This is a genomic window from Pseudomonas sp. GW821-FHT07G06, assembly GCF_058986625.1.
The window spans coordinates 363207-388266 of sequence record NZ_JBYSVW010000003.1 but is presented as its reverse complement, the minus strand read 5'-3'; the positions used below and the strand labels follow the sequence as shown (position 1 = coordinate 388266).

Here is a 25060-nt window from a genome sequence, read left to right as displayed (position 1 = left end):
CTGCGATCTTTTGATCTTGCTTTTGCCTCACTCGCCCGTGGCAATTCCCCGCGCAGGCTCGTTGATCCACTCACTCCACGACCCGGCATACAACGAACCCAACGGATAACCGGCCAGACACAACGCAAACAGGTTGTGGCACGCCGTCACGCCGGAACCGCAGTACGCCACCAGATCCTTCGGCGAACGATCGCCCAGTTTTGCGGCAAAGCGCTGCTTGAGCTGATCGGCTGGCAGAAAACGCCCGTCACTGCCCAGGTTGTCGGTAAACGCCGCACATTGAGCGCCAGGAATGTGCCCGGCAATCGGATCGATCGGCTCCACTTCACCCTTGAAACGCGGCAGTGCGCGGGCATCGAGCAGGGTCAGTTCCGGCCGGGAGAGGCGCTTTTGCAATTGCTCGGCACTGATCAGCAACGCCGTGTCAGGACTGCCCGTGAAGGAACCACGAGTGATCGCCGGCGCATCCAGGCTCAGCGGCAAACCGGCCGCGTGCCAGGCCTTGAGACCACCATCGAGGACAAATACACCGTCGCGTTTGCCCAACCACGCCAGCAACCACCAGGCCCGCGCCGCATAGGCCCCCGGACCGTCGTCGTACAGAACCACTTCACTATCGGCGTTGATGCCCCAGGCCTGCAGGCGCTCGATCAGCTGCGCCGGCTCGGGCAGCGGATGGCGCCCGGTCACGCCCTTGACCACCGCGCCGCTCAGATCTCGCTCGAGGTCGGCGTAGCTCGAACCGGCGATGTGCCCTTCGGCATAGCTGCGCTGACCGTAATCCGGGTCTTCAAGGGCAAAACGACAATCCAGAATCACCAGCCCCGGCTGGTTCTTTTTCAGGTCCAGTACTTGCGGGCTGATCAGTTGCGCAATGGGCATAACGGGCTCCTGTGATTTTTATCAGACGTCGATCCTACGACACTTCCTCGAGCGCCTGGGCCAGGGGCACGTAAAACTCTTCGAACAAGGCCTTGACCGCATCGCGGGACTGATCCGTGACGAACCCGGCTTCCAGCACCAGCACCTGATAAACCCCGCGTTTAATGGCCTGTTCGCTCAAGTGGCTGGAGTTCTCCCGCGTGGTGCACAGGAAGCGCACCCAGGACGTGAGGATGATCCAGGCATTGAGGGTCAGGGATTCGATCTGCACCTTGTCCATTTGCAAAATGCCAGCGGCGACAAAACCTTCATAGATCGCCCCACCCTGGATCAGACAGCGCTGGGAAAAACGTCGATAGCGGTCGGCCAGCTCGGGGTCGCTGTCGAGCAAATGTTCGAGATCGCGATGCAGAAAACGGTAGCGCCACATCGCCGACAGCAGCTCCTTGAGGTAGAAGCGTTTGTCTTCCACCGTGGCGGCACGGCCCTGGGGCGGGCGCAGGAAGCTGTCCACCAGGCTTTCGTACTCGCTGAACAGCACGGCGATGATCGCCTGCTTGTTAGGGAAGTGGTAGTACAGGTTGCCCGGGGAAATTTCCATATGGGCAGCAATGTGGTTGGTACTGATGCTGCGCTCGCCCTGCTGGTTGAACAGCTCCAGGCTGTTCTGCACGATGCGCTCGCTGGTTTTGATCCGTGGGGCCATGGCTTGAGCTTTAATTCAGAGTGCGTTGACGGGCATCTTAGATCTATCCGCGAGCGGATAAAACAAAGCTGTTCCAGGATGTCATTTGACTTTTTAGAGCATAGACTCTAAAAAGTGCCTTATTAAAACAAATCTGGAGCCGACCATGACTGCTGATATTTCCTACCTGCAAAACCTACAGCAGCCGCTGGAAGAGCTTCAGGCCCTGTTCGACGCTCAGCGTGCCGCCTACGCCGCCAACCCGATGCCGCCCGCCGCGCAGCGCCAGCAATGGCTCAAGGCCCTGAAGGATTTATTGAACAGCGAACGCCAGGCCTTGATCGATGCGATCAGCCAGGACTTCAGCCATCGCAGCGCCGATGAAACCCTGGTCGCCGAACTGATGCCCAGCCTGCACGGCATCCATTACGCCAGCAAACACCTCAAGGGCTGGATGCGAGCTTCGCGGCGCAAGGTCGGTGTTGCTTTCCAGCCCGCCTCTGCCAAAGTCGTTTACCAACCGCTGGGCGTGGTCGGGGTCATCGTGCCGTGGAACTACCCGCTGTACCTGGCCGTCGGTCCGTTGGTCGGCGCGCTGTCGGCGGGCAACCGGGTGATGCTCAAGCTCAGTGAGTCGACCCCCGCGACCGGTCTGCTGATGAAACAACTGCTGGCGCGCATCTTCCCCGAAGACCTTGTGTGCGTGGTCCTTGGCGAGGCAGACATTGGCGTGGCGTTTTCACGTCTGCCGTTCGATCACCTGCTGTTCACCGGCGCCACCAGCATCGGTAAACACGTGATGCGCGCCGCTGCGGAAAACCTGACCCCGGTGACCCTTGAGCTGGGCGGCAAGTCCCCGGCCATCGTTTCCCACGATGTCCCGCTCAAGGACGCCGCCGAGCGCATCGCCTTCGGTAAAACCCTGAACGCCGGCCAGACCTGCGTGGCCCCGGACTATGTGCTGGTTCCGGAGGATCGCGTGGGAGGTTTCGTCGAAGCCTATCGTTCTGCCGTCCGCGGGTTTTATCCGACGCTGGCCGACAACCCGGACTACACCGCGATCATCAATGAGCGACAACTGGCGCGCCTCAACGGCTATATCAGCGACGCCACCAGCAAGGGTGCGCTGCTGATGCCGCTGTTCGACCAGGGCCAGGGCCGCCGCATGAGCCATAGCCTGCTGCTCAATGTCACCGACGAGATGACGGTGATGCAGGACGAAATCTTCGGGCCGCTGCTGCCGATCGTGCCGTACAAGGATCTGGACCAGGCGTTTGCCTACATCAATCAACGCCCGCGCCCACTGGCGCTGTACTACTTCGGCTACGACAAGCGCGAACAACAGCGCGTGCTGCACGAAACCCACTCCGGCGGCGTGTGCCTGAACGACACGCTGCTGCACGTCGCCCAGGACGACATGCCGTTCGGCGGCATCGGTGCCTCGGGCATGGGTCACTACCATGGCCATGAAGGCTTCCTGACCTTCAGCAAGGCCAAGGGTGTCTTGATCAAACAGCGGTTCAACGCGGCGAAACTGATTTACCCGCCGTATGGCAAATCGATCCAGAAGCTGATCCAGAAGCTGTTCATCCGCTAACGATCATCACCGCCGGGAAATAACAAGAATGAATCCCAGTCTGTCCGATACACCCGCGCTGTCACGGCGCGGGTTGCTTAAATTCAGTCTCGGCGCCAGCGCCTTTCTCGCCACTGCCGGGTTGGGCGCCAGCCTCAGCGGCTGTTCGGCGAGCGTCCCTGCCAGTGGCTTCGTCACGCTGCGCAGCGGCGACCTCCTGTTCTTGCGAGCGTTGATTCCGGTCATGCTCGATGGCGCCGTGACCTCCGAACGGATGCCCGAGGCTGTCGAAGGCACGCTTAAAAGCCTGGATTACAACCTCGCGCATCTGTCGCCGGAAATGCTCAAACTGACCCGGCAACTGTTCGATGTGCTGGGCATGGCCGTCACCCGCGGACCGTTGACCGGAATCTGGGGCAGCTGGGAAAACGCCAGCGCCGACGATATCCGGCACTTCCTCGATCGTTGGGAAAACAGCTCGTTGAGCCTGTTGCGCATGGGCCACAGCTCTTTGCTGCAACTGGTGATGATGGCCTGGTACGGCCGCAAGGAATCGTGGGCGCATTGCGGGTATCCCGGGCCGCCCACTGTCTGAGACCGAGTCGCCCCCTTCGCGGGCAAGCCCGCTCCCACATTGACCGCGTGCCCCTGTGGGAGCGGGCTTGCTCGCGAAGGCGTCAGTCCTTATCACCACAGCACCTGAACCACAATAAAAAGAGAACCCGAAGATGCCCGTACCCGATCCGTTTCGCGAAGGCATGGCCCGAGGCTGGAAAACCTACAACGGCTCACAACTGACCCAGGACCTGACACTCGAAGCAGACGTGGCGATCATCGGCAGCGGTGCCGGCGGCGGCACCACCGCCGAAATCCTCAGCGCGGCCGGTTACAAAGTGCTGCTGATCGAGGAAGGCCCGCTCAAGACCAGCAGCGACTTCAAGCTGCTTGAAGACCAGGCCTACAGCAGCCTCTATCAGGAAGGCATCGGCCGCATGAGCAAGGATGGCGCAATCACCATCCTCCAGGGCCGGGCGGTGGGCGGCACCACGCTGATCAACTGGACCTCCAGTTTCCGCACCCCGGAGCCGACCCTGGAACACTGGGCCAAAGAGCACAACGTCAAGGGTCACAGCCCGGCGGACATGGCGCCGTGGTTCGAGAAAATGGAGCAGCGCCTGGGCGTCGCGCCGTGGATGGTGCCACCCAACGCCAACAACGATGTGATCCGCAAGGGCTGCCAGGAACTGGGTTACAGCTGGCATGTCATCCCGCGTAACGTTCGCGGCTGCTGGAACCTCGGCTACTGCGGCATGGGCTGCCCGACCAATGCCAAGCAATCGATGATGGTCACCACCATTCCGGCGACCCTGGAAAAAGGCGGCGAACTGCTTTACCTGGCCCGCGCCGAAAAACTCATGATCAGCGGCGACAAGATCACCGGCCTGCACTGTTCGGCGATGGATGAACGCTGCGTCGCACCGACCGGGCGCACCATCACGGTCAAGGCGCGGCATTTCGTGCTGGCCGGTGGCGGCATCAACAGCCCGGCCTTGCTGATGCGTTCCGGGGCACCCGACCCGCACAAGCGCCTGGGCAAACGTACGTTCCTGCACCCGGTGAACATGTCCGCCGCGTTGTTCGACGAAGTCGTCAACCCGTTCTACGGCGCGCCGCAGTCGATCTATTCCGACCATTTCCAGTGGCAGGACGGCACCACGGGCAAGATGTCCTTCAAACTGGAGGTTCCGCCATTGCATCCGGCGCTGGCCGCCACCTTGCTGGGCGGTTTCGGTCAGGAGAATTCGCAACACATGGCCAATCTGCCCCATACCCACGCCATGCTGGCGTTGCTGCGGGACGGCTTTCACCCGGACAGCCCCGGTGGCAGCGTCGAATTGCGCAGCGACGACACGCCGGTGCTGGATTACCAGCTTTCACCGTACGCCTGGGATGGCTTGCGCCGGGCATTCCACAGCATGGCCGAGATCCAGTTTGCCGGTGGCGCCAGGGCCGTGATGCCGATGCACGCCGACGCCCGTTACGTGAAGACCCTTGCCGAAGCCCGTACGCTGATCGATGGCCTGAGCCTGGAGTTGTACCGCACGCGCCTGGGCAGTGCCCATGTGATGGGCGGCTGCGCCATGGGTGAAGACCCGACAAACGCAGTGACCGACAGCCTTGGCCGGCACCATCAGTTGGCCAATCTGTCGATCCACGACGGCTCGCTGTTCCCCACCAGCATTGGCGCCAATCCGCAATTGTCGGTCTACGGACTGACGGCACAACTGGCGACTTCCCTGGCCGAGCGTTTAAAAAACCCATGAAAATGACGATTATTCCCATCGTCTATAGTGCTTTCTTACCCAACAGGCGACTTGGCCGACCGAGAAGGCTGCGATACCATCCGACTCCCCAACGGATTCCCGCCAGGACGACGCGATGAACCGAGTGTTGTACCCAGGTACCTTCGACCCTATTACCAAGGGCCATGGCGATCTGGTCGAACGCGCCTCGCGCCTGTTCGATCACGTGATCATCGCCGTCGCCGCCAGCCCGAAGAAAAACCCGCTGTTTCCACTGGAACAACGGGTGGAACTGGCGCGCGAGGTCACTAAACATCTGCCGAACGTAGAAGTCGTCGGTTTCTCGACGCTGCTGGCGCATTTCGCCAAAGAGCAGAATGCCAACGTGTTCCTGCGTGGTTTGCGCGCGGTGTCGGACTTCGAATACGAATTCCAGCTGGCCAACATGAACCGCCAACTGGCGCCGGATGTGGAAAGCCTGTTCCTGACCCCGTCCGAGCGGTATTCGTTCATCTCCTCGACGCTGGTCCGTGAAATTGCGGCCTTGGGTGGCGATATCACCAAGTTCGTACACCCTGCGGTGGCGGACGCCCTGACCGAGCGCTTCAAGAAATAACCCCGCAATACTGTAGGAGCGAGCCTGCTCGCGATGGACGTAAACGTTGACGCGTAAAACCGGATAGACCGCGGTGTCAGATGGTTTTTCGCGAGCGGGCTCGCTCCCACAGCGCCAATGCGGCACAATTGTACGCATTGGTTTATTGCGCCCGGGCCTGCCGCCCCGGCTGGAGTTAGCATGTCCCTGATCATCACCGACGATTGCATCAACTGCGACGTCTGCGAACCCGAGTGCCCGAACGCCGCCATTTCCCAGGGCGAAGAGATCTACGTGATCGACCCGAACCTGTGCACCCAGTGTGTCGGCCACTACGACGAACCGCAGTGCCAGCAGGTCTGCCCGGTGGATTGCATTCCACTGGACGAAGCCCATCCGGAGACTGAAGAACAGTTGATGGAGAAGTACCGCAAGATTACCGGCAAGGCTTGACGCCCCAAAAGATCGCAGCCTTCGGCAGCTCCTACATGCCCCTGTAGGAGCTGCCGAAGGCTGCGATCTTTTGACTTTCAGCTCTGACAGCGCGGGCAAAAAACGCTGGCACGCTGCCCCAGCTTCACTTCCCGCAGCCCCGTGCCACAGACCTTGCAGTGTTCGCCGCCACGGCCGTACACGAACAGTTCCTGCTGGAAATAACCAGGCTGACCGTCACCACCGATAAAGTCCCGCAGCGTAGTACCGCCGCGCTCAATGGCAGCCGCCAGGATGCGCTTGATCTCGATGGCCAGTTTCAAATACCGCGCACGGGAAATGCTCTTGGCTTCGCGGCGCGGGTCGATTCCAGCGGCGAACAACGCTTCGGTCGCATAGATATTGCCGACGCCCACCACCACCGCGTTATCCATGATGAACGGCTTGACCGCCATCGAACGGCCACGGGACTGCTGGAACAGGCGTTCGCCGTCGAACAGGTCGGTCAGCGGTTCCGGCCCCAGGCGAATCAGCAATTCGTGATTGAACGGATCGAGGCTCCAGAGCATGGCGCCAAAGCGCCGCGGATCGGTGTAACGCAGGGCCAGGCCCGACTCCAGTTCGATGTCCACATGCTCATGCTTGGCCGCCGGCAACCCGGCCTCCACCAGACGCAAGTTGCCTGACATGCCCAAATGGCTGATCAAGGTGCCGACTTCGGCGTTGATCAGCAGGTACTTGGCGCGCCGCTCCACCAATACGATACGCTGGCCGGACAGGCGCACATCGAGGTCCTCCGGGATCGGCCAGCGCAGACGGCGATCACGCACGATCACCCGGCTGACGCGCTGGCCTTCCAGGTACGGCGCGATGCCGCGACGGGTGGTTTCGACTTCTGGCAATTCAGGCATGGTGCTCTCGGATCAGGCGCATGGCCTGGAAAGGTCCGACACTCAGCGATGAGTGCCGAGGTCGCGGATTGTCTGCTTGAGGGTCTCGAAGTCGTAGTCCGAGAGACCGACATAATCGAGCACCAGCGGCGCGATGCTGTTCCACTCGTGATCTTCGGCCTGATTGCCCAGCACCCGATGCGACGCGCAAATGTGCTCGGCCATTTTCAGGATCGCCAACAGGTTCTTCAACGAACTGTTGCGCGAAGTCTCATCGCTGAACACTGCCAACGCATTGTGGTGATTGGCGATCGCCGCGCTCACGTGTTCCGGCAGACGCCAGGACTTGGCGGTGTAATAACCGACCACCGAGTGATTGGTATTGAACACCTGATTCTCCGTGTCCACCACCCGGCATTCGGCGCTGGCGTTGGCATAGGCCTGCTCCAGAACCCCCATGTAGTCGGGGAAACGCTGGAGCATCAAGGGCACGCCGCAGTCGTGGAACAGGCCCAGGGCATAGGCTTCGTCGCCATTTTCAACGCCGATGCGCTTGGCCAGGGTCAGGCAGGTCATGGCCACGTCCTGAGCGGTGTCCCAGAAACGGTTCAGGGTGACAATGGTGTCGTCATTCATCTCGCCCTTGATCGACTGCGCATTGATCAGGTTGATGACCGAGCGGCTGCCCAGCAGATTGACCGCGCGCTGGATCGAGGCAATCTTGTTGCTCAGCCCGTAGTACGGCGAATTGACGATCTTCAGCAGGGAACCGGAAAGACCCGGATCCTGGGATATCAGCTTGGCAATGACTTCCAGATCCGGGTCGGGCATGTACTGCTCCATCTGCAAATCCACCATGATCTGCGGCTGGGCCGGTACGCTGATGCCCTGCAGGGCGTGTTGGATCTGTTCGGAAGTCAGCTCTTGGGACATAGGTACACACTCTGGGTCAGACGGCGATTCTAACCTTTATGAAGTTGGATCCGACATACCAAATCGCACTCTGTGGCGAGGGGGCTTGCCCCCGTTCGGTTGCGCAGCAGCCGCCAAGCAGGCGAATGGGATGTGTCTGATATACCGTAGTTGCAGATTTCAGGGCCGCTTCGCGACCCAACGGGGGCAAGCCCCCTCGCCACATGTCCACTTGCAGGCCAATCCGGGGGCTCAACACGCTATACTCCCGCTCTTTTTTCCGGAGCGACGACATGTCCCTGCCTAGCCTGCGCCTCAAAGCCAACGCCGACCGTCGTCTGCGCAACGGTCACTTGTGGGTCTACAGCAACGAAATCGATGTAGCCGCTACGCCTTTGCACGGTTTCAAGGCCGGCGACCAGGCGATCCTCGAAGCCGCCGGCGGCAAGCCGCTGGGCATCGTTGCCATGAGCCCGAACAACCTGATCTGCGCCCGTGTGCTGTCGCGCGACATCAAGCTGCCGCTGGACAAATCGCTGCTGGTGCACCGCCTGAACGTGGCCCTGTCCCTGCGCGAGCGCCTGTTCGACAAGCCGTTCTATCGCCTGGTCTACGGCGACTCCGACCTGCTGCCAGGCCTGGTGGTTGACCGTTTCGGCGACATCCTGGTGGTGCAGATCGCCTCGGCGACCATGGAAGCCCATAAAGACGACGTGATCGCGGCACTGACCCAAGTGCTCAAGCCGAGCGGCATCCTGTTCAAGAACGACTCCGCCGCCCGTGACGCCGAAGGCCTCACCCGCTACGTCGAAACCGTGTTCGGCCTGGTGCCGGAGTGGGTCGCACTGGAAGAGAACGGCGTGAAATTCGAAGCGCCGGTCATCCAGGGCCAGAAAACCGGCTGGTTCTACGACCACCGCATGAACCGCGCCCGCCTGGCGCCGTACGCCAAAGGCAAACGCGTGCTGGACCTGTACAGCTACATCGGCGGCTGGGGCGTGCAGGCTGCCGCGTTCGGCGCCAGCGAAGTGTTCTGCGTCGACGCTTCGGCCTTCGCCCTCGACGGCGTTGAGCGCAACGCCGCGCTGAACGGCTTCGCCGACAAGATGACCTGCATCGAAGGCGACGTGTTCGAAGCCCTCAAAGAACTGAAGGCCAGCGAAGAACGCTTCGACGTGATCGTGGCCGACCCGCCGGCGTTCATCAAACGCAAGAAAGACATGAAAAACGGCGAAGGCGCCTACCGTCGCCTGAACGAGCAAGCCATGCGCCTGCTCACCAAGGACGGCATCCTGGTCAGCGCATCGTGCTCGATGCACCTGCCGGAAGACGACCTGCAGAACATCCTGCTCACCAGCGCCCGCCACCTGGACCGCAATATCCAGATGCTGGAACGCGGCGGCCAGGGGCCAGATCATCCGGTGCACCCGGCGATTGCGGAAACCCGTTACATCAAGAGCATTACCTGCCGGTTGCTGCCAAACAGCTAAAACGCAAACCAATGTAGGAGCGAGCTTGCTCGCGATGGTCGTCAACGATAACGAGGGGAACCTGATACCCCGCGGCGTCTTTGAATTCATCGCGAGCAGGCTCGCTCCTACAGGTGCAGGACACATCCTGATCCACTGCCGACGCGACAACTTCCCACACCACGCCTACCGTTTTCTCTTCCCATCACCGAAGAGGACAACGGAATGTCCAACACGCCGAAAGCCCATCGATTACGCACAGGTCGGCACTCGCAATCCGGTCGCATCTATCACCTGACCGCTGTCACCCATGAACGACAACCATTCTTCCAGGATTGGCGCACTGGCCGCTTTTTGGTGCATGAGTTCAGAAGGGCTCAGGAAGCCGGCCATGCCACGTCTATAGCCTGGGTAGTCATGCCGGATCACTTCCACTGGCTGATTGAATTGCACAACGGTGATTTACCGAAACTGGTGCAAGCCACCAAATCTCGCTGCACACGCCTCATCAATCAGCAACGGGATCTACATGCTCCTGTATGGCAAAAGGGCTACTTCGACCGAGCCCTGCGTCGCGAGGAAGATCTGAAAGCCATCGCCCGATACATCATCGCCAACCCCCTACGCGCAGGCCTCGTCGACCATATCGGCGGCTACCCACTCTGGGACGCCATCTGGCTCTGACGCACAAATACTGTAGGAGCGAGCCTGCTCGCGATGGTCGTCAACGATAACGCGGGGAACCTGGTACCCCGCGGCGTCCTCAGGTTTATCGCGAGCAGGCTCGCTCCTACAGGAAATGGGAGTGCCCGCACGTCTTGTGAATGCTACCTCCAGGTTTGCAGGCATTCCCTCCAGCCGCCAGCCGTGTAGAATCGCGAACATTCATCGCCAGTCATCCCCGGCGGGTTTATGAGCTCAAGCTGAAGCGCGCGGCGATCCCGCAAAGTTATCGGCAACTTCCGGACACGCGGCCATTTCTGAGTGTTCCAGACGTCAATAGAAGCTCACTTCCCTTTTGATACCTGATTAGCCGCCCGGAGTGCTTCATGCCTGATTACCGCTCGAAAACATCCACCCACGGCCGCAACATGGCCGGCGCCCGCGCACTGTGGCGCGCCACGGGGATGAAAGATGACGACTTCAAGAAGCCGATCATCGCCATTGCCAACTCGTTCACCCAGTTCGTACCGGGCCACGTGCACCTCAAGGACCTGGGGCAACTGGTCGCCCGCGAAATCGAACGCGCTGGTGGCGTGGCAAAAGAATTCAACACCATCGCGGTCGATGACGGCATCGCCATGGGCCACGACGGCATGCTGTATTCGCTGCCGAGCCGCGAGATCATCGCCGACTCCGTCGAGTACATGGTCAACGCCCACTGCGCCGACGCGATCGTGTGCATTTCCAACTGCGACAAGATCACCCCCGGCATGCTGATGGCGTCCCTGCGCCTGAACATCCCGGTGATCTTCGTCTCCGGCGGTCCGATGGAAGCCGGCAAGACCAAACTCGCCTCCCACGGCCTCGACCTGGTCGACGCCATGGTGATCGCCGCCGACTCCAGCGCTTCTGACGAGAAAGTCGCTGAGTACGAGCGCAGCGCCTGCCCGACCTGCGGTTCGTGCTCCGGCATGTTCACCGCCAACTCGATGAACTGCCTGGTTGAAGCACTGGGCCTGGCCTTGCCGGGCAACGGTTCGACCCTGGCCACCCACAGCGACCGCGAGCAGCTGTTCCTGCAGGCTGGCCGCACCATCGTCGAGCTGTGCAAGCGTTACTACGGCGAGAACGACGAGTCGGTGTTGCCGCGCAACATCGCCAACTTCCAGGCCTTCGAAAACGCCATGACCCTGGACATCGCCATGGGCGGTTCCACCAACACCATCCTGCACTTGCTGGCCGCTGCCCAGGAAGCCGAGATCGATTTCGACCTGCGCGACATCGACCGCCTGTCCCGTCACGTGCCGCAACTGTGCAAGGTCGCGCCGAACATCCAGAAGTACCACATGGAAGACGTGCACCGCGCCGGTGGCATCTTCAGCATCCTCGGCTCGCTGGCCCGTGGCGGCCTGCTGCACACCCAGCTGCCGACCGTGCACAGCCGCAGCATGGAAGAAGCCATCGCCAAGTGGGATATCACCCAGACCGACGACGAAGCGGTGCACCACTTCTTCAAGGCCGGTCCGGCGGGCATCCCGACGCAAACCGCGTTCAGCCAGTCGACCCGTTGGGAAACCCTGGACGACGACCGTGAAAACGGCTGCATCCGCAGTGTCGAGCACGCTTACTCGAAAGAAGGCGGCCTGGCCGTGCTCTACGGCAACATCGCCCTGGACGGCTGCGTGGTGAAAACCGCTGGCGTCGACGAGTCGATCCACGTCTTCGAAGGCAACGCGAAGATCTTCGAAAGCCAGGACAGCGCCGTGCGTGGCATCCTCGCCGACGAAGTGAAGGAAGGTGACATCGTCATCATTCGCTACGAAGGTCCGAAAGGCGGCCCGGGCATGCAGGAAATGCTCTACCCGACCTCGTACCTGAAATCCAAAGGCCTTGGCAAAGCCTGCGCCCTGCTCACCGACGGCCGTTTCTCCGGCGGCACCTCGGGCCTGTCCATCGGCCACGCTTCGCCTGAAGCGGCTGCCGGCGGCGCGATCGGCCTGGTGCAGGACGGCGACAAGGTGCTGATCGACATTCCGAACCGCTCGATCAACCTGTTGGTCAGCGACTCCGAGTTGACCGCGCGCCGGGTCGAGCAGGACAAGAAAGGCTGGAAACCGGTGGAAGTGCGTCCACGTAAAGTAACCACTGCCCTGAAGGCCTACGCCCTGCTGGCCACCAGTGCCGACAAGGGTGCTGTGCGTAACAAGGCGATGCTTGACGGGCTTTGATACTTAATCGCTGAACAAAAAATACCCCGCCAAGTGCGGGGTATTTTGTTTCCACCAATCCCCTGTAGGAGCTGCCGAAGGCTGCGATCTTTTGATCCTGTTTTTTACAATCAACGTCAAAAGATCGCAGCCTTCGGCAGCTCCTACAAAAGGGGCCGGCGTTAATCCTGCGGGTCGAGGTTATCCAGCGCCTGGTTCACCGCCAGTTCGCCCAGCATGATGACCTGCGCAATCCCCAGCATCGTGCTGCGTTGAGAGCCTTCCAGCAGTCCAGCGAAGTCGCTGGCCATGACATTGGCCGAGGCGAGGGATTCGCAGGCGTGGGCCAACAGGGTTTCGGTGTCGAGGCCCGGTACGATGACGAATGTTTGGCTGGGTTTGCGCGGGGTGGCGTTGATGCGGGTGGACAGGTTGTCGGAGTTTGGTGGATCGGGAGTAATTTTTAGCATTGATGAATCTCCTGGAGGCAGAGAGCCATCACCTTCGCTACCAAACGAAAGGTGGCAGCCATACGCAGGTTGGTAGACCGGTCCAGGGAGCCGGCGCGCTCGAAAGCGCCCTACGCATGACCACCATAAAAGCAGAGACGAAAAAACCTGCCAAAGGTGTTGTCATGCGCCTGGAAAATCCGGGCTACCAAACCCGATCGCTGATGGGCAGCGACGCGCAGAAGATAGAACCCGCCAATCAGGCGCACAAGCCGGCGGATTCTGGCGTAGTCGTAGTCCCTTACGCAAGAATGCGTAGGTTGCGACTGTCAGGAGATGTCGATCAGACAAAGGCTTTCATTGCACCGACTGGCCTCATCGCGAGCAAGCTCGCTCCCACAGGGGATCTTCGGTGTTCACACAGTCTGTGTTTCACCCGAGATCTTTGTGGGAGCGAGCTTGCTCGCGATGGAGGCGACTCGGTCTTATTGAATCTCTTCAGGCTTCACGACCACCCAGTTCTTGTCGGCAGTCACCGTCAACCCTTCCTTGGCCTGGGCCGCGGCGTTCTTGGCCATCATGCCCTGGATCTGGGTCATGTACTTGTCCTTGCGGTTGACCCACAGGTGGATGCCGCCCTTGGCCACGTCAACACTGTGGAACAGCATGTAGCCGTCGCTGCTCGGGGTATCGCCGCCCACCAGTACCGGTTTTTTCCACTGATCGATGTAGGTCAGGATCGCCGCCTGTTTGCCGGCCATCCAGGTTGCCGGGGTCCACAGGTACGGGGTCAGTTCGAGGCCGAGGTTGGCCTTCTCGTCATATTTGCCGTCAGTGATCTGCTTGCGCGCGGTGGTCAGTTCGCCCGTCTTCGGGTCCTTGAGCAACAGCGACACGCCGATCACGTTCTGCGGCTTGACGTTGTAGCCATACTTCGGATCAGCCGCGACCATGCGCACCAGTTCTTCGGAGGCGGCGGTCATCACGTAGACCTCGATGCCGTTCTCCATCAGTTTGTTGTACAGCTCTTGCTGGCCGGTGAAGATTTTCGGCGGGTTGACGTCGAGTTTCTTGACCACGTCGCCTTCGTAATAAGTCGCCGGCACCGGCTTGCCGGACGCCATCATCTCGTCGACATAGCCCTTGAGTTCCTTGAGGGTAAAGCCGGAGAAGACCTGGGCGACCCATGGATAGCAAACCATGTCGTCGAGTTCGCAGAGGCGGTAGTAGTAGCTGAACAGGCTTTCCTTGTGGTCGGCGCTGTCCTTGAACGGAATCAGTTTCAGGGAGGGATCGAGCTTGTCGCGGGTGATCAGGCCCTTGTTCTCCATGAACGGCAGCAACGACTCTTCGAGGTCGTAGCGGTAACTGGTGTTGTCCATGTCGAACACCGCGTAGTTACCCTTGTTGGCGTTGGCGGCGATCATCGCGTCCAGCGCCTTGGCCTGATCGGCTGGCCAGTGTTTCAGATCCGTTGCGAAAACCTGGCCGGCAAGGCCCAGGCAAAGTGCTGCAGCGAGTAATTTCGGTGCGAACTTCATTGGCGTTTCTCCCTGAATGTGAAAGAGATCGACGCTAACAAATAAGTGTGACAGTCCTCATCTGTCAGCGACCGCCCACGTCCCTTTCGCGCCAGCTGCATTTCTGACAGCGACATCCGCTTATTCCAAAAACGACGGATATCATACGTTTTTGATATTAATTCATTAGTTTTCAAGCTGTTAGGCTTGCCGGTTCGCGGTTGCCCAAGGGTGCAACCGGCACAAGTCTTATCGGAGTCTTCATGAATCTGCCGCTGATCCTCAATCTGCTGGTGTTCCTCGCCCTGCTCTTCGGCCTGGCGCAAACCCGCCACACGACATGGAGCCTGGCGAAAAAAGTCCTGCTCGCGCTGGTGCTGGGCGTGGCGTTCGGTGTGGCGTTGCACACGGTCTACGGTGCCGGCAACCCGGTACTGAAAACCTCGATCGGCTGGTTCGATCTGGTGGGTAACGGCTATGTGCAGTTGCTGCAAATGATCGTGATCCCGCTGGTGTTCGCCTCGATCCTCAGCGCCGTGGCTCGTCTGCACAACGCCTCGTCGTTGGGCAAGATCAGCTTCCTGACCATTGGCACGCTGCTGTTCACCACGGCCATCGCCGCGCTGATCGGCATCGGCCTGACCAACCTGTTCGGCCTGACTGCCGAAGGCCTGGTGGCCGGCACCCAGGAAATGGCGCGCCTGCAAACCATCCAGACCGATTACGCCGGCAAGGTCGCCGACCTGAATGTGCCGCAGCTGCTGCTGTCGTTCATCCCGCAAAACCCCTTCGCCGACCTGGCGCGGGCCAAGCCGACGTCGATCATCAGCGTGGTGATTTTCGCTGCGTTCCTGGGTGTCGCGGCGCTGCAATTGCTCAAGGATGATGCCGAGAAAGGTCAGAAAGTGATCAACGCCATCGACACCCTGCAAGCCTGGGTAATGCGTCTGGTGCGCCTGGTGATGAAGCTGACCCCGTACGGCGTGCTGGCGCTGATGACCAAAGTGGTCGCCGGTTCCAACCTGCAAGACATCATCAAGCTCGGCAGTTTCGTGGTGGTGTCCTACATCGGCCTGGGCCTGATGTTCGTGGTACATGGCGTGCTGGTGTCGGCCGCCGGGATCAATCCCCTGCGGTTCTTCCGCAAGATCTGGCCGGTGCTGACGTTTGCCTTCACCAGCCGTTCCAGCGCAGCGACGATTCCGTTGAGCATCGAAGCGCAGACCAGCCGCCTGGGCATCCCCCAGTCCATCGCCAGTTTCGCCGCTTCGTTCGGCGCGACCATTGGCCAGAACGGTTGTGCCGGTCTGTACCCGGCGATGTTGGCGGTGATGGTGGCGCCGACCGTGGGCATCAACCCGCTGGACCCGCTGTGGATCGCGACGCTGGTGGCGATTGTGACGCTGAGCTCGGCCGGTGTGGCCGGTGTCGGTGGTGGCGCGACCTTTGCTGCGTTGATCGTGCTGCCGGCGATGGGTTTGCCGGTGTCACTGGTGGCGTTGCTGATTTCGGTCGAGCCGCTGATTGATATGGGGCGTACGGCGCTGAACGTGAGTGGTTCGATGACGGCCGGGGCGATCACCAGTCAGGTGATGCAGCAGACGGACAAGGCGCTGCTGGATGCGGATGAGCATTCGGCGTTGGCGCACGCTTGAGTAGCGTCTGATAGACCGCTATCGCGAGCAAGCTCGCTCCCACAGGGATCTGTGGTGCTCACACAATTTGTGATTCACCTCAAAACACTGTGGGAGCGAGCTTGCTCGCGATGCTTTTAGGCTTTTTCCCAAACCTCAAATGTGTACGCCGGCTTGTCATCTTCAGGCAGATTCAATTTCTCCCATACCAGCTTCCATTGACTCGATTCGAACTCTGGGAACCACGCATCCCCTTCTGGGCTCAACGCAACACTGGTCAGATACAGTCGATCAGCATGTGACAACCCTTGCGCATACAACTGCGCGCCACCAATCAGCATAACTTCATCGACACATTGCTCACGAGCCCACTCTTCAGCTCGAACTACCGCAGCTTCCAGCGACGGATAAACCTCCGCACCTTCCAATTGCAGTTCCGCTTGACGGCTGACAACGATGTTCAGACGACCCGGCAACGGGCGACCTAAGGAATCCCAAGTCTTGCGCCCCATGATGATCGGCTTGCCAAGCGTTGTTTCTTTGAAGTATTTGAAATCCCCCGGCAGGTGCCAGGGCATGCTGTTATTCACGCCAATCACTCGATTTTCACCGAGAGCTGCGATCAGACTTAGAGTAAGAGTTTTTTTCATGCTGGCGAGGATACCAGAGGCTCAACATCTCGCAACGTGCCCCCCGACCAGCGCCACAGCGGTTATGCTCACAGCTCATTTAAGCGACGGGATGCCGCGTGACTGAACTCAATACCCTCTGGCTGACAGAAACCATCCGCCTGCGCGAAGAACACGCAGGCCCGCTGGAAGACCTGGAAGCCAACCGACTGGCCCGCAGCGCCGGCGGCGATTTGCCGGCGCGCATTCAACGCCGCGCCCTGTGGCTGGCTGAACGCGATGGCCTGACTGCAGCCCTCAAACACTGGCTGCAAGGCTCGCGGCTGGCGCTGATCGTAATGGCCGTGCTGGCGGTGATCAGCGGCGCCGGCCTGGCCTTCGCGGCGATGGGCGACGGCCTGCACCCGGTGAATGTGTTCTGGGCCCTGGGCAGCCTGCTCGGGCTCAATCTGATCTTGCTGCTGAGTTGGGCCCTGGGACTGGTATTTGCTGGCGAACACGGCGCCAGCCTCGGACGCCTGTGGCTTTGGCTCAGTGAAAAACTCGCTCGTGACGCCAAGGCCGCGCAGTTGGCCCCCGCCCTGCTCCTGTTACTGCAACGGCAGAAACTCAATCGCTGGGCCATCGGCGTGCTGGTCAACAGCCTGTGGTTGTTGGCGATGCTCAGCGCGCTGGTGATCCTGCTGATGTTGATGGCGACCCGGCGCTACGGCTTCGTCTGGGAAACCACAATCCTCGGTGCCGACACCTTTATCGCCGTCACTCAGGCGCTGGGTGCGTTACCGGCCCTGCTTGGCTTCAGTGTGCCGACCGTGGAGATGATCCGCGCCAGTGGCGATGCCGCACTGAGCATCGAAAGCGCTCGCCAGGCCTGGGCCGCCTGGCTGGTGGGCGTACTGCTGGTCTACGGCGTTTTGCCGCGCCTGCTGCTCGTGCTGTTTTGCCTGTGGCGCTGGAAGACAGGGCAAACGGCGCTGCGCCTGGATTTGAACCTGCCCGGCTACGCGCAACTGCGCGAACGCTTGATGCCCACCAGCGAACGCCTCGGCGTCAGCGATGCGGCACCGGCGCAATTGCATCGCGTGGAAAGCGGTGTCACCGAGCAGCAAAGCGACGGCGCGCTGTTGGTCGCCATCGAACTGGATGACCAACGCCCGTGGCCACCGCCATTGCCGAAAAACGTCCGTAACGCGGGCATCCTCGACAGTCGCGAATCGAGGCACAAACTCCTCGAACAACTGAGCCGCTTTCCCCCGGCACGCCTGGCCATCGCCTGCGACCCACGGCGCTCGCCGGATCGCGGCAGCCTGGCCTTGATTGCCGAACTGGCCCGCAGCGCCAGCGCCACCCGCGTGTGGTTGTTGCAAGCACCGCCCGGTGAAGCGCTGGACGCCGAACGCCTGGGCGATTGGCACGTGGCGCTGCAACAGCTTGAGTTGCCGTTTGCCGATTGTGCACCGATGAACTGGCTGGAGACGGGGCATGACTGACACCAGGAAGCAGCCTCTGAAACTCGCTGTGGTCGGTCACACCAACGTCGGTAAAACCTCGTTGTTGCGTACCCTGACCCGCGACGTCGGTTTCGGTGAAGTGTCCCATCGTCCCAGTACCACGCGGCACGTCGAAGGCGCCCGCCTTTCGGTGGACGGCGAGCCACTGCTCGACCTCTACGACACCCCTGGCCTGGAAGATGCCATCGCCCTGCTCGATTACCTCGAACGCCTGGAACGTCCGGGTGAACGCCTCGACGGTCCGGCACGCCTGGCGCGTTTCCTTGAGGGCAGCGAAGCCCGGCAACGCTTCGAACAGGAAGCCAAGGTGCTGCGCCAGTTGCTGGCGTCGGATGCCGGTCTCTATGTGATCGACGCCCGTGAGCCGGTGCTGGCCAAGTATCGCGACGAGCTGGAAGTGTTGGCCAGTTGCGGCAAACCCTTGCTGCCGGTGCTGAATTTCGTCAGCAGCGCCAACCACCGCGAACCGGCCTGGCGTGAAGCGCTGGCGCGGCTGGGCTTGCATGCCCTGGTGCGTTTCGACAGTGTCGCGCCGCCGGAAGACGGCGAACGTCGACTCTATGAAAGTCTCGCCCTGCTGCTGGAAACGGCCCGTCCGCAACTCGAGCGCCTGATCGCCGATCAGCAGGCCCAGCGCCTGGCTCGCCAGCAAAGCGCGGAGCGACTGATTGCCGAATTGCTGATCGATTGCGCGGCTTGCCGGCGCAGCGTGGTCAGTGAAGCCGAGCAAGAACAACAGGCGATCAGCGAATTGCGCAAAGCCGTACGCCAGCGCGAGCAGCGCTGCGTCGAGGCCCTGCTCAAGCTCTACGCCTTCCGCCCACAGGATGCCGCGGCCAGTGATTTGCCGCTGCTCGACGGCCGTTGGGGCGATGACCTGTTCAACCCGGAAACCCTCAAGCAACTGGGTGTGCGCGTCGGTGGTGGAATTGCCGCAGGCGCCGCTGCCGGGGCCGGGGTCGATTTGCTGGTGGGCGGGATTACGCTCGGCGCCGCTGCACTGGCTGGTGCCATTGCCGGTGGCGCCCTGCAAACCGCGCGCAGTTATGGCAGCCGCTTGCTGGGCAAGATCAAGGGCCAGCGCGAACTGACGGTGGATGACAACGTGCTGCGTCTGTTGGCGCTGCGCCAGCGGCAATTGCTGCAGGCGCTGAACGCCCGCGGGCATGCGGCGATGGACAGCATCCAGGTGGCCACGCCTCAGGAAAAGAGCTGGCGCGAAGGCAAGCTGCCCGAGGCGTTGAGCAAGGCGCGGGCGCATCCGCAGTGGTCGTCGCTCAATCCTCATGCCAAATTGAATCAGGCCGAGCGGCAGGAGCAGGTTGAGGTGTTGGCGCAGCAGTTGTGAACCTGCTGATCGTCAGCGCCAGTTGAACTGCAGATAAGCAGTGCTGAGCTGTGAGACGCGCTGCTGATCCACCGCATCCTGGTCACCGTCGTTATCCATATCGAAGTGGATCAGCCAATCCATCTTCCCGTCGTTGTTGGTGTCATAGGCAGAGGCGGTGTAAACGATAGTTTGATCCGACGGTTTGCCGACGCCTTCATGAAAGTGCAGGCGCACGGTGTCTGGCGAAGCATCATTGGCGAAGTCTTCGGTGAATATCTTCAGATAGCGATTCCAGGTATCGCCGCGGTTGAACCAGTTGAGCTGCAAGTAGGCGTTTGCAAACGACTTGAGCAACCGCTCGTCCTTGGTGTTTTCCTTACCGTCGTTGTTCACATCACCGACCTGGAAATCAACCTCGCCATCAGCCGTGATATCCAGCGCATAGGCTTTATGGATGAGCCTGTCTTCTGCCCCGCTACTCTCCTCGAAAAAATGCAGGAGGACGGTGTCGGCCTTGCCGTTCGCGCTGCGGTCCTGGGCAGTCACTTTCAAATAACGCATGGTGGAGTTTCTCATTGAAGAAGGGCCGATCAAGCTAGCCCGTCTCGTCGGAACTCTCTGCGCGAACAGTTTCTTTTGCTTGTAGGGCGTTTCAGCATGCCTCGAGAGACAAGACTCCGATGGCTTTGTGCTTCAACACCTCCAGATCAATCACCGGTACATGCATCTCCTTGGCCTGTTCATCCCACTGGCGCATGCGCAAACTGACGTTGCACAACGGGTCCTGCTCGAAGGCATCGGCTTCGGCTTCGGTCATCACACCGCCCTGATATTCCAGGGTCCGGCGACTGGCCTCGCTCAGGCGTTCGTAGTACCCAGGTTCCCTGAGTGTCAGATAACGCTTGGCCTGGACGTGGTACTCGACCAACCGGGCCATGCGTTCGCTGAAGCCGGCATTGCGCAAATAATCGGCGCCCAGCCGTTCGTGGCTGACCACGCCGTAGCCGCCCATGTTCTCGGCACCCTCGGCGCAGATGTGCCCGATATCGTGGAAGAACGCCGCCAGCACGACTTCGTCGTCGAAGCCTTCGGCCATCGCGCATTGGGCGGCCTGGGACATGTGCTCGATCTGCGACACCGGCTCGCCGATGTAATCGCTGTCGCCAAAGCGTTCGTAGAGGGCGAAGACCTTGGCGACGGTTTGTTCATGGCTGTGCATCAGAAGTCTCCCGATCAGTGAGATTTGTGGTGAATGGTAGACCGCTTTCGCGAGCAAGCCCGCTCCCACATTGGAACGCATTTCCCTGTGGGAGCGGGCTTGCCCGCGAAGAGGCCCTTTCAGCCGATAAAGATCTTACTTGGCCGCCACTTTCTCGGACTTGCCATCATAACGCTTGCGCCATTCGGTCAGGATCTCGTCGCGGTTCTTCGAAGCCCAGGCGAAGTCGTTCTTGATCAGGCGCTGCTCGTAGTCGGCTGGCAGTTCGGTTTGCGGCTTGGCGATGCCAGGCTGGGCGAGCACGGCGAAGTTTTCTTTGTACAACTCCATCGCCTCAGGGCTGGCGGAGAAGTCAGCCAGTTTCTTCGCGGCTTCCTCGTGGGCAGTGCCCTTGATCACGGCAGTCGCTTCGATTTCCCAGCCCAGGCCTTCCTTCGGCAGGATGATGTCCAGCGGCGCGCCCTGGCGTTTCAGTTGAACAGCCGGGTATTCGAAGGAAATACCGATCGGGAATTCACCCGCGGCCGCCAGTTTGCAAGGCTTGGAACCGGAGTGAACGTACTGGCCGATGTTCTGGTGCAGGCCGTCCATGTAGGCCCAGCCCTGCTTCTCGCCGAAGGTTTGCAGCCAGGCGCTGACGTCGAGGAAGCCGGTGCCGGACGATGCCGGGTTCGGCATGACGATCTTGCCTTTGTACTCAGGCTTGGTCAGGTCTTGCCAGCTCACGGGTTTGGTCAGGCCCTGCTTTTCGGCTTCGACGGTGTTGAAGCAAATGGTCGCGGCCCAGACATCCATGCCGACCCAGGCTGGCGGGTTGGCGGCGTCACGGTAGTTCGCGCCGATCTTGCCCAGGTCCTTCGGTGCATAGCTTTGCAGCATGCCCTGCTGGTCGAGGATCGCCAGGCTGGAAGCCGCCAGGCCCCACACGGCGTCCGCCTGCGGGCGTTCTTTTTCGGCCAGCAGTTTGGCGGTGATGATGCCGGTGGAATCGCGCACCCATTTGATTTCGACGTCCGGGTTGGCCTTTTCGAAGGCTTCTTTATAGGTTTTCAGCTGTTCGGCTTCGAGGGCGGTGTACACCGTCAACTCGGTTTTCGCCGCAAAGGCGTTCAGGCTGAAAGCGGTGAGGACAGCGGCGGCCAGGGCCATAGGCTTGAACATGATCTTTTCCTGTATTTGAGTTGAGGGTGTGAATCAGTGACCGGGCGCGGTCTGCCGCCAGGCTTGGGAGCGGCGCAGCAAACCGCGCGAGGCCCAGGCCAGCAGCAGGGACACGCCCGCCGAGGTGAACAGAATCAGGGTCGACATCGCCGCCGCGCCGCCGACGTTGCCGGCGTCGTCCATGTTCAGCACCGCTACCGCCGCGAGGATGGTGTCGGGGCTGTAGAGGAAGATCGCCGCCGAGACGGTGGTCATGGCCGAGACGAACAGGTAGCGCACGATGTCCAGCAAAGCCGGCAGGCAAATCGGCACGGTGACGCGCAAGTAGTGGCGGTACAGCGGCGCCTTGAGCGACAGCGCGGCGGCTTCGAACTCGGCATCGAGTTGACGCAATGCGGTGGTGGCGGTCATTTGCGCGGTGGTCAAATAGTGCGCAATGGTGCAGACGATCAGCAGGGTCATGGTCCCGTACAGCACATGCAGCGGGTTGCCGGTGAGGTTGAAGAAGAAGACGTAACCCAACCCCAACACCAGGCCCGGCACCGCCATCGGTACGAAACTGAGCATGCGCAAGGTCAGGTTCAGGCCACGCTGCCCCCTGGTTTTTTCCATCAGGTAGGTGCCGGTGAAAATCAGCAGGCTGCCGATCAACGCCGTGCCCAAAGCCATCTTCAAGCTGTTGCCGTAGGCCAGCCAGCCACCGCCGGCGGTTTCATTGAACTGGTAGTGGTTGAGCGACAGCGACAGGTTGTACGGCCAGAACTTCACCAGGGACGAGAACACCGCCATGCCGAATACCAGCAGCAATGCCGCGCTGATCAACAGGACGATGGCCAGGTAGCACGCGTCGCGCAGTTTCGATGGCGCAGGCTTGAACACCTGGGCACGACCACTCATGGAGTCGCCGTGACGGCGACGCAACCAGGCGTCGACGCCAAAGCTGAACAGCGCCGGCAGCAACAACACCATGCCGATCAGGGCACCGCGGCCGAATTGCTGTTGGCCGACCACGGCTTTATAGGCTTCCAGCGCCAGCACCTGGTAATCGCCGCCGACCACCACCGGAACACCGAAATCGGTGATGGTCAGGGTGAACACCAGGCAGAACGCCGCGAAAACCGCCTGACGGGTCGCCGGCCAGGTGATGCTGCGGAACGCTTTCGCCGGACTGGCGCCCATGCTTGAAGCCGCATCGAACAGTCGCGCATCCGCCAGGGACAAGGCCGACAGAAGAATCATCAAGGCGTGGGGGAAGGTGTAGATCACCTCACCCTGAACAATGCCCCAGAAGCCGTAGATGTTGTCCGAGAGCTGGCCACGCAGCATGCCCTGGTTGCCAAACAGGTAAACCAACGCAATCCCGGGCAGCATCGACGGCGCCATCAATGGCAGCAGGGAAATGCCACGCCAGATGCCTTTACCTGCAATCAGGGTGCGTTGCAGCGCGTAGGCAAACAGATAAGCCAGGGGTACGACAATCGCCGCGACGCTGAGGGAAACCTTCAGACTGTTGCCGAGCAACCAGTGGAAGTTCTCGCTGGTCACCAGCTCTTTCGCTGCAACCCAACCACCACCCTGCCCGGCTTCAGCGCTGAAACCACGCCAGAAGATCGCCAGCAGCGGCATCAATACGGCAACGCCCAACAGCACCAGCAGGAGCACTTTGCCGCCGACCACGAACAGCCGGTCACCGATCTCGGCACGGGAAGTCTGCCGAACCTGCTTGTGTGGCAGCGGCAGCGCGATGTTCGCGCTCATCAGGCAAACACCTGCAGGCTGCGCGGCGGCAATGCGACCATGATCTGCCGGGCGCCAAGGCGCGGCATGGCTTCCGGTGCCAGCTCCGCCAACAGCGCATGGCCCGGCAAATGATCGAGTTCGAAGCTCATGCGGCAGCGGTTGCCGAGGAAGGTGATCTCACACACCTTGGCCGGGAACAGGTTTTCCTCGTGCACCAGCGGATTGACGTTGATCGCTTCCGGACGGCAGAACAAACGGCCCGACGCGGTCTTGGCACCGCCATCGGCCAGACGCATGCTCATCCCGCCGACCTGGGCATGGCTATCGCTGCTGCGCTGGAACGGCAACCAGTTGCCCTGGCCGACGAACTCCGCCACGAACGGCGTGGCCGGGCGGTTGTAGATTTCCTGGGGCGTGGCGTACTGCTCGACCTTGCCGTTGTTCATCACGGCGATACGGTCGGCCATCAACATGGCCTCGTCCTGATTGTGGGTCACCATCAGGGTGGTGATGCCGAGGTTGCGTTGCAGCTGCCGCAGTTCGGTACACAGATGCTCGCGCACCCGGGCGTCGAGGGCCGACATCGGCTCGTCGAGCAGCAACAGCGAAGGTGCCGGGGCCAGAGCGCGAGCCAGTGCAACCCGCTGCTGCTGGCCACCGGACAACTGACCGGGATATTTTTTCTCGCTGCCGCTCAGGCCGACCAGTTCCAGCATCTGACCGACACGCTGGCGAATCTGGTCGCGACCATTGCCGGCGAGGCCGTAGGCAATGTTCGCTTCGACGGTGAGATTGGGGAACAACGCGTAAGACTGGAACAGAATGCCGTAGTCCCGCGCCTGGGGAGCCAGGTAGGAAACGTCGCGATCCCCCAGGTACAACTCGCCGCTGTCCTGCTTTTCCAGGCCGGCGATGCAGCGCAGCAGGGTGGTCTTGCCACAGCCCGACGGCCCCAGCAGACACACCAGCTCACCGGCCGCCACGTCGAGTGAAACGTTATCCAGTGCGGTGAAAGCGCCGAAACGTTTCTGTACGCCGCGCACCTTCATCGGGGCGCCAGGGTTGGTCAGGGCAGTAGCGATCGAGTTGTTCATGGACGGACCTCATCTGGCAGATGAAGGCCATCCTAGGGTTGTAATGAGTCCGTCATGTGGCAGTAAGGCAAAAACTGCCAATAGTGGTATTCAAGGATTTTGGGTTAAGTTTTAAGTCGCCTGATCAGCCGCCATCGCGAGCAAGCTCGCTCCCACAGG

The 25060-nt window shown here is 61.0% G+C and carries 23 protein-coding genes; 11 read left to right on the top strand and 12 right to left on the bottom strand.

Going from position 1 to position 25060, the window contains the following annotated elements:
• Positions 1-27: 27 nt before the first annotated feature.
• Both AC3WJW_RS08425 and AC3WJW_RS08420 read right to left on the bottom strand, forming a co-directional pair.
• Positions 28-882, bottom strand: a complete 855-nt coding sequence (locus AC3WJW_RS08425; protein ID WP_493725715.1) for a sulfurtransferase — start codon at positions 880-882, stop codon at positions 28-30.
• Between the two features lie 34 nt (positions 883-916).
• Complete coding sequence (locus AC3WJW_RS08420) at positions 917-1588, bottom strand: TetR/AcrR family transcriptional regulator (protein WP_095964222.1); 672 nt, start codon at positions 1586-1588, stop codon at positions 917-919.
• A gap of 145 nt (positions 1589-1733) precedes the next feature.
• On the opposite strand from AC3WJW_RS08420, the gene AC3WJW_RS08415 reads away from it, so the two are divergent.
• From AC3WJW_RS08415 to AC3WJW_RS08395, 5 genes are all read left to right on the top strand, one after another.
• Entirely contained in the window at positions 1734-3164 is a 1431-nt protein-coding gene (locus tag AC3WJW_RS08415; protein WP_493725714.1) for a coniferyl aldehyde dehydrogenase, read from the top strand.
• 28 nt (positions 3165-3192) lie between these two features.
• Positions 3193-3738 carry a twin-arginine translocation pathway signal protein gene (locus AC3WJW_RS08410; protein WP_493725713.1) on the top strand — a complete coding sequence of 182 codons (546 nt, stop codon included), beginning with the start codon at positions 3193-3195 and terminating at the stop codon, positions 3736-3738.
• Between the two features lie 133 nt (positions 3739-3871).
• Entirely contained in the window at positions 3872-5467 is a 1596-nt protein-coding gene (locus AC3WJW_RS08405) for a GMC family oxidoreductase (protein ID WP_493725712.1), read from the top strand.
• 115 nt (positions 5468-5582) lie between these two features.
• Positions 5583-6062, top strand: a complete 480-nt coding sequence (gene coaD, locus AC3WJW_RS08400; RefSeq protein WP_007975368.1) for a pantetheine-phosphate adenylyltransferase — start codon at positions 5583-5585, stop codon at positions 6060-6062.
• Positions 6063-6242: 180 nt separating this feature from the next.
• Positions 6243-6494: a YfhL family 4Fe-4S dicluster ferredoxin gene (locus AC3WJW_RS08395; protein ID WP_003195146.1), complete on the top strand. Its 252-nt coding sequence runs from the start codon at positions 6243-6245 to the stop codon at positions 6492-6494.
• A gap of 77 nt (positions 6495-6571) precedes the next feature.
• Here AC3WJW_RS08395 and mutM read toward each other — a convergent pair whose 3' ends face one another.
• A complete protein-coding gene (gene mutM, locus AC3WJW_RS08390) occupies positions 6572-7384 on the bottom strand; it encodes a bifunctional DNA-formamidopyrimidine glycosylase/DNA-(apurinic or apyrimidinic site) lyase (protein WP_493725711.1) in 813 nt (270 codons plus the stop codon).
• 42 nt (positions 7385-7426) lie between these two features.
• Positions 7427-8296: an HDOD domain-containing protein gene (locus AC3WJW_RS08385; RefSeq protein ID WP_218481150.1), complete on the bottom strand. Its 870-nt coding sequence runs from the start codon at positions 8294-8296 to the stop codon at positions 7427-7429.
• 272 nt (positions 8297-8568) lie between these two features.
• Between AC3WJW_RS08385 and AC3WJW_RS08380 the strand changes: the two genes are divergently transcribed.
• The 3 genes from AC3WJW_RS08380 to ilvD all read left to right on the top strand — a co-directional run bounded on the left by AC3WJW_RS08380 (position 8569) and on the right by ilvD (position 12635).
• Entirely contained in the window at positions 8569-9765 is a 1197-nt protein-coding gene (locus AC3WJW_RS08380) for a class I SAM-dependent rRNA methyltransferase (RefSeq protein WP_102673476.1), read from the top strand.
• A 204-nt stretch (positions 9766-9969) separates the two neighbouring features.
• Complete coding sequence (locus tag AC3WJW_RS08375) at positions 9970-10428, top strand: REP-associated tyrosine transposase (protein ID WP_493725710.1); 459 nt, start codon at positions 9970-9972, stop codon at positions 10426-10428.
• Positions 10429-10793: 365 nt separating this feature from the next.
• On the top strand, positions 10794-12635 hold the full coding sequence (gene ilvD / locus AC3WJW_RS08370; RefSeq protein ID WP_493725709.1) for a dihydroxy-acid dehydratase: 1842 nt from the start codon (positions 10794-10796) through the stop codon (positions 12633-12635).
• 161 nt (positions 12636-12796) lie between these two features.
• Here the strand turns inward: ilvD and AC3WJW_RS08365 are convergent, their stop codons facing one another.
• Both AC3WJW_RS08365 and AC3WJW_RS08360 read right to left on the bottom strand, forming a co-directional pair.
• Positions 12797-13084: a DUF6124 family protein gene (locus AC3WJW_RS08365; protein WP_493725708.1), complete on the bottom strand. Its 288-nt coding sequence runs from the start codon at positions 13082-13084 to the stop codon at positions 12797-12799.
• Between the two features lie 464 nt (positions 13085-13548).
• A complete protein-coding gene (locus AC3WJW_RS08360; RefSeq protein ID WP_493725707.1) occupies positions 13549-14604 on the bottom strand; it encodes an HAD family hydrolase in 1056 nt (351 codons plus the stop codon).
• A 242-nt stretch (positions 14605-14846) separates the two neighbouring features.
• Between AC3WJW_RS08360 and AC3WJW_RS08355 the strand changes: the two genes are divergently transcribed.
• Complete coding sequence (locus AC3WJW_RS08355; protein WP_218473245.1) at positions 14847-16238, top strand: L-cystine transporter; 1392 nt, start codon at positions 14847-14849, stop codon at positions 16236-16238.
• 116 nt (positions 16239-16354) lie between these two features.
• On the opposite strand, the gene AC3WJW_RS08350 is transcribed toward AC3WJW_RS08355, so the two are convergent.
• Positions 16355-16867: a dihydrofolate reductase gene (locus AC3WJW_RS08350; protein ID WP_493725706.1), complete on the bottom strand. Its 513-nt coding sequence runs from the start codon at positions 16865-16867 to the stop codon at positions 16355-16357.
• Between the two features lie 98 nt (positions 16868-16965).
• On the opposite strand from AC3WJW_RS08350, the gene AC3WJW_RS08345 reads away from it, so the two are divergent.
• Together AC3WJW_RS08345 and AC3WJW_RS08340 are read left to right on the top strand one after the other, a co-directional pair.
• Positions 16966-18336 carry a DUF2868 domain-containing protein gene (locus AC3WJW_RS08345; protein WP_493725705.1) on the top strand — a complete coding sequence of 457 codons (1371 nt, stop codon included), beginning with the start codon at positions 16966-16968 and terminating at the stop codon, positions 18334-18336.
• Positions 18329-19705, top strand: coding sequence for a GTPase/DUF3482 domain-containing protein (locus tag AC3WJW_RS08340; protein ID WP_493725704.1), 1377 nt, complete (start codon positions 18329-18331; stop codon positions 19703-19705). Before AC3WJW_RS08345 ends, AC3WJW_RS08340 begins: the two co-directional genes overlap by 8 nt.
• A gap of 12 nt (positions 19706-19717) precedes the next feature.
• On the opposite strand, the gene AC3WJW_RS08335 is transcribed toward AC3WJW_RS08340, so the two are convergent.
• From AC3WJW_RS08335 to AC3WJW_RS08315, 5 genes are all read right to left on the bottom strand, one after another.
• Positions 19718-20248 carry a hypothetical protein gene (locus AC3WJW_RS08335; RefSeq protein ID WP_493725703.1) on the bottom strand — a complete coding sequence of 177 codons (531 nt, stop codon included), beginning with the start codon at positions 20246-20248 and terminating at the stop codon, positions 19718-19720.
• A 91-nt stretch (positions 20249-20339) separates the two neighbouring features.
• The gene (locus AC3WJW_RS08330; protein WP_493725702.1) at positions 20340-20906 is read right to left on the bottom strand and encodes a phosphonate degradation HD-domain oxygenase; all 567 of its coding nucleotides are present in this window, start codon (positions 20904-20906) and stop codon (positions 20340-20342) included.
• Positions 20907-21041: 135 nt separating this feature from the next.
• Positions 21042-22067: a putative 2-aminoethylphosphonate ABC transporter substrate-binding protein gene (locus tag AC3WJW_RS08325; protein ID WP_428609781.1), complete on the bottom strand. Its 1026-nt coding sequence runs from the start codon at positions 22065-22067 to the stop codon at positions 21042-21044.
• Between the two features lie 33 nt (positions 22068-22100).
• Positions 22101-23825, bottom strand: a complete 1725-nt coding sequence (locus AC3WJW_RS08320; protein ID WP_493725701.1) for a putative 2-aminoethylphosphonate ABC transporter permease subunit — start codon at positions 23823-23825, stop codon at positions 22101-22103.
• The gene (locus tag AC3WJW_RS08315; protein WP_493725700.1) at positions 23825-24901 is read right to left on the bottom strand and encodes a putative 2-aminoethylphosphonate ABC transporter ATP-binding protein; all 1077 of its coding nucleotides are present in this window, start codon (positions 24899-24901) and stop codon (positions 23825-23827) included. The genes AC3WJW_RS08320 and AC3WJW_RS08315 overlap by 1 nt, the downstream gene beginning before the upstream one ends.
• Positions 24902-25060 lie beyond the last annotated feature (159 nt).

What these genes read in the sequence shown, in the direction of transcription:
- AC3WJW_RS08415 (WP_493725714.1), top strand. Translation starts at nt 1,734, where the DNA reads ATGACTGCTGATATTTCCTACCTGCAAAACCTACAGCAGCCGCTGGAA.
- AC3WJW_RS08330 (WP_493725702.1), bottom strand. Translation starts at nt 20,906, where the DNA reads ATGCACAGCCATGAACAAACCGTCGCCAAGGTCTTCGCCCTCTACGAA.
- AC3WJW_RS08425 (WP_493725715.1), bottom strand. Translation starts at nt 882, where the DNA reads ATGCCCATTGCGCAACTGATCAGCCCGCAAGTACTGGACCTGAAAAAG.
- ilvD (WP_493725709.1), top strand. Translation starts at nt 10,794, where the DNA reads ATGCCTGATTACCGCTCGAAAACATCCACCCACGGCCGCAACATGGCC.
- mutM (WP_493725711.1), bottom strand. Translation starts at nt 7,384, where the DNA reads ATGCCTGAATTGCCAGAAGTCGAAACCACCCGTCGCGGCATCGCGCCG.
- AC3WJW_RS08385 (WP_218481150.1), bottom strand. Translation starts at nt 8,296, where the DNA reads ATGTCCCAAGAGCTGACTTCCGAACAGATCCAACACGCCCTGCAGGGC.
- coaD (WP_007975368.1), top strand. Translation starts at nt 5,583, where the DNA reads ATGAACCGAGTGTTGTACCCAGGTACCTTCGACCCTATTACCAAGGGC.
- AC3WJW_RS08405 (WP_493725712.1), top strand. Translation starts at nt 3,872, where the DNA reads ATGCCCGTACCCGATCCGTTTCGCGAAGGCATGGCCCGAGGCTGGAAA.
- AC3WJW_RS08320 (WP_493725701.1), bottom strand. Translation starts at nt 23,825, where the DNA reads ATGAGCGCGAACATCGCGCTGCCGCTGCCACACAAGCAGGTTCGGCAG.
- AC3WJW_RS08420 (WP_095964222.1), bottom strand. Translation starts at nt 1,588, where the DNA reads ATGGCCCCACGGATCAAAACCAGCGAGCGCATCGTGCAGAACAGCCTG.
- AC3WJW_RS08325 (WP_428609781.1), bottom strand. Translation starts at nt 22,067, where the DNA reads ATGTTCAAGCCTATGGCCCTGGCCGCCGCTGTCCTCACCGCTTTCAGC.
- AC3WJW_RS08410 (WP_493725713.1), top strand. Translation starts at nt 3,193, where the DNA reads ATGAATCCCAGTCTGTCCGATACACCCGCGCTGTCACGGCGCGGGTTG.
- AC3WJW_RS08380 (WP_102673476.1), top strand. Translation starts at nt 8,569, where the DNA reads ATGTCCCTGCCTAGCCTGCGCCTCAAAGCCAACGCCGACCGTCGTCTG.
- AC3WJW_RS08340 (WP_493725704.1), top strand. Translation starts at nt 18,329, where the DNA reads ATGACTGACACCAGGAAGCAGCCTCTGAAACTCGCTGTGGTCGGTCAC.
- AC3WJW_RS08360 (WP_493725707.1), bottom strand. Translation starts at nt 14,604, where the DNA reads ATGAAGTTCGCACCGAAATTACTCGCTGCAGCACTTTGCCTGGGCCTT.
- AC3WJW_RS08350 (WP_493725706.1), bottom strand. Translation starts at nt 16,867, where the DNA reads ATGAAAAAAACTCTTACTCTAAGTCTGATCGCAGCTCTCGGTGAAAAT.
- AC3WJW_RS08395 (WP_003195146.1), top strand. Translation starts at nt 6,243, where the DNA reads ATGTCCCTGATCATCACCGACGATTGCATCAACTGCGACGTCTGCGAA.
- AC3WJW_RS08375 (WP_493725710.1), top strand. Translation starts at nt 9,970, where the DNA reads ATGTCCAACACGCCGAAAGCCCATCGATTACGCACAGGTCGGCACTCG.
- AC3WJW_RS08355 (WP_218473245.1), top strand. Translation starts at nt 14,847, where the DNA reads ATGAATCTGCCGCTGATCCTCAATCTGCTGGTGTTCCTCGCCCTGCTC.
- AC3WJW_RS08365 (WP_493725708.1), bottom strand. Translation starts at nt 13,084, where the DNA reads ATGCTAAAAATTACTCCCGATCCACCAAACTCCGACAACCTGTCCACC.
- AC3WJW_RS08335 (WP_493725703.1), bottom strand. Translation starts at nt 20,248, where the DNA reads ATGCGTTATTTGAAAGTGACTGCCCAGGACCGCAGCGCGAACGGCAAG.
- AC3WJW_RS08315 (WP_493725700.1), bottom strand. Translation starts at nt 24,901, where the DNA reads ATGAACAACTCGATCGCTACTGCCCTGACCAACCCTGGCGCCCCGATG.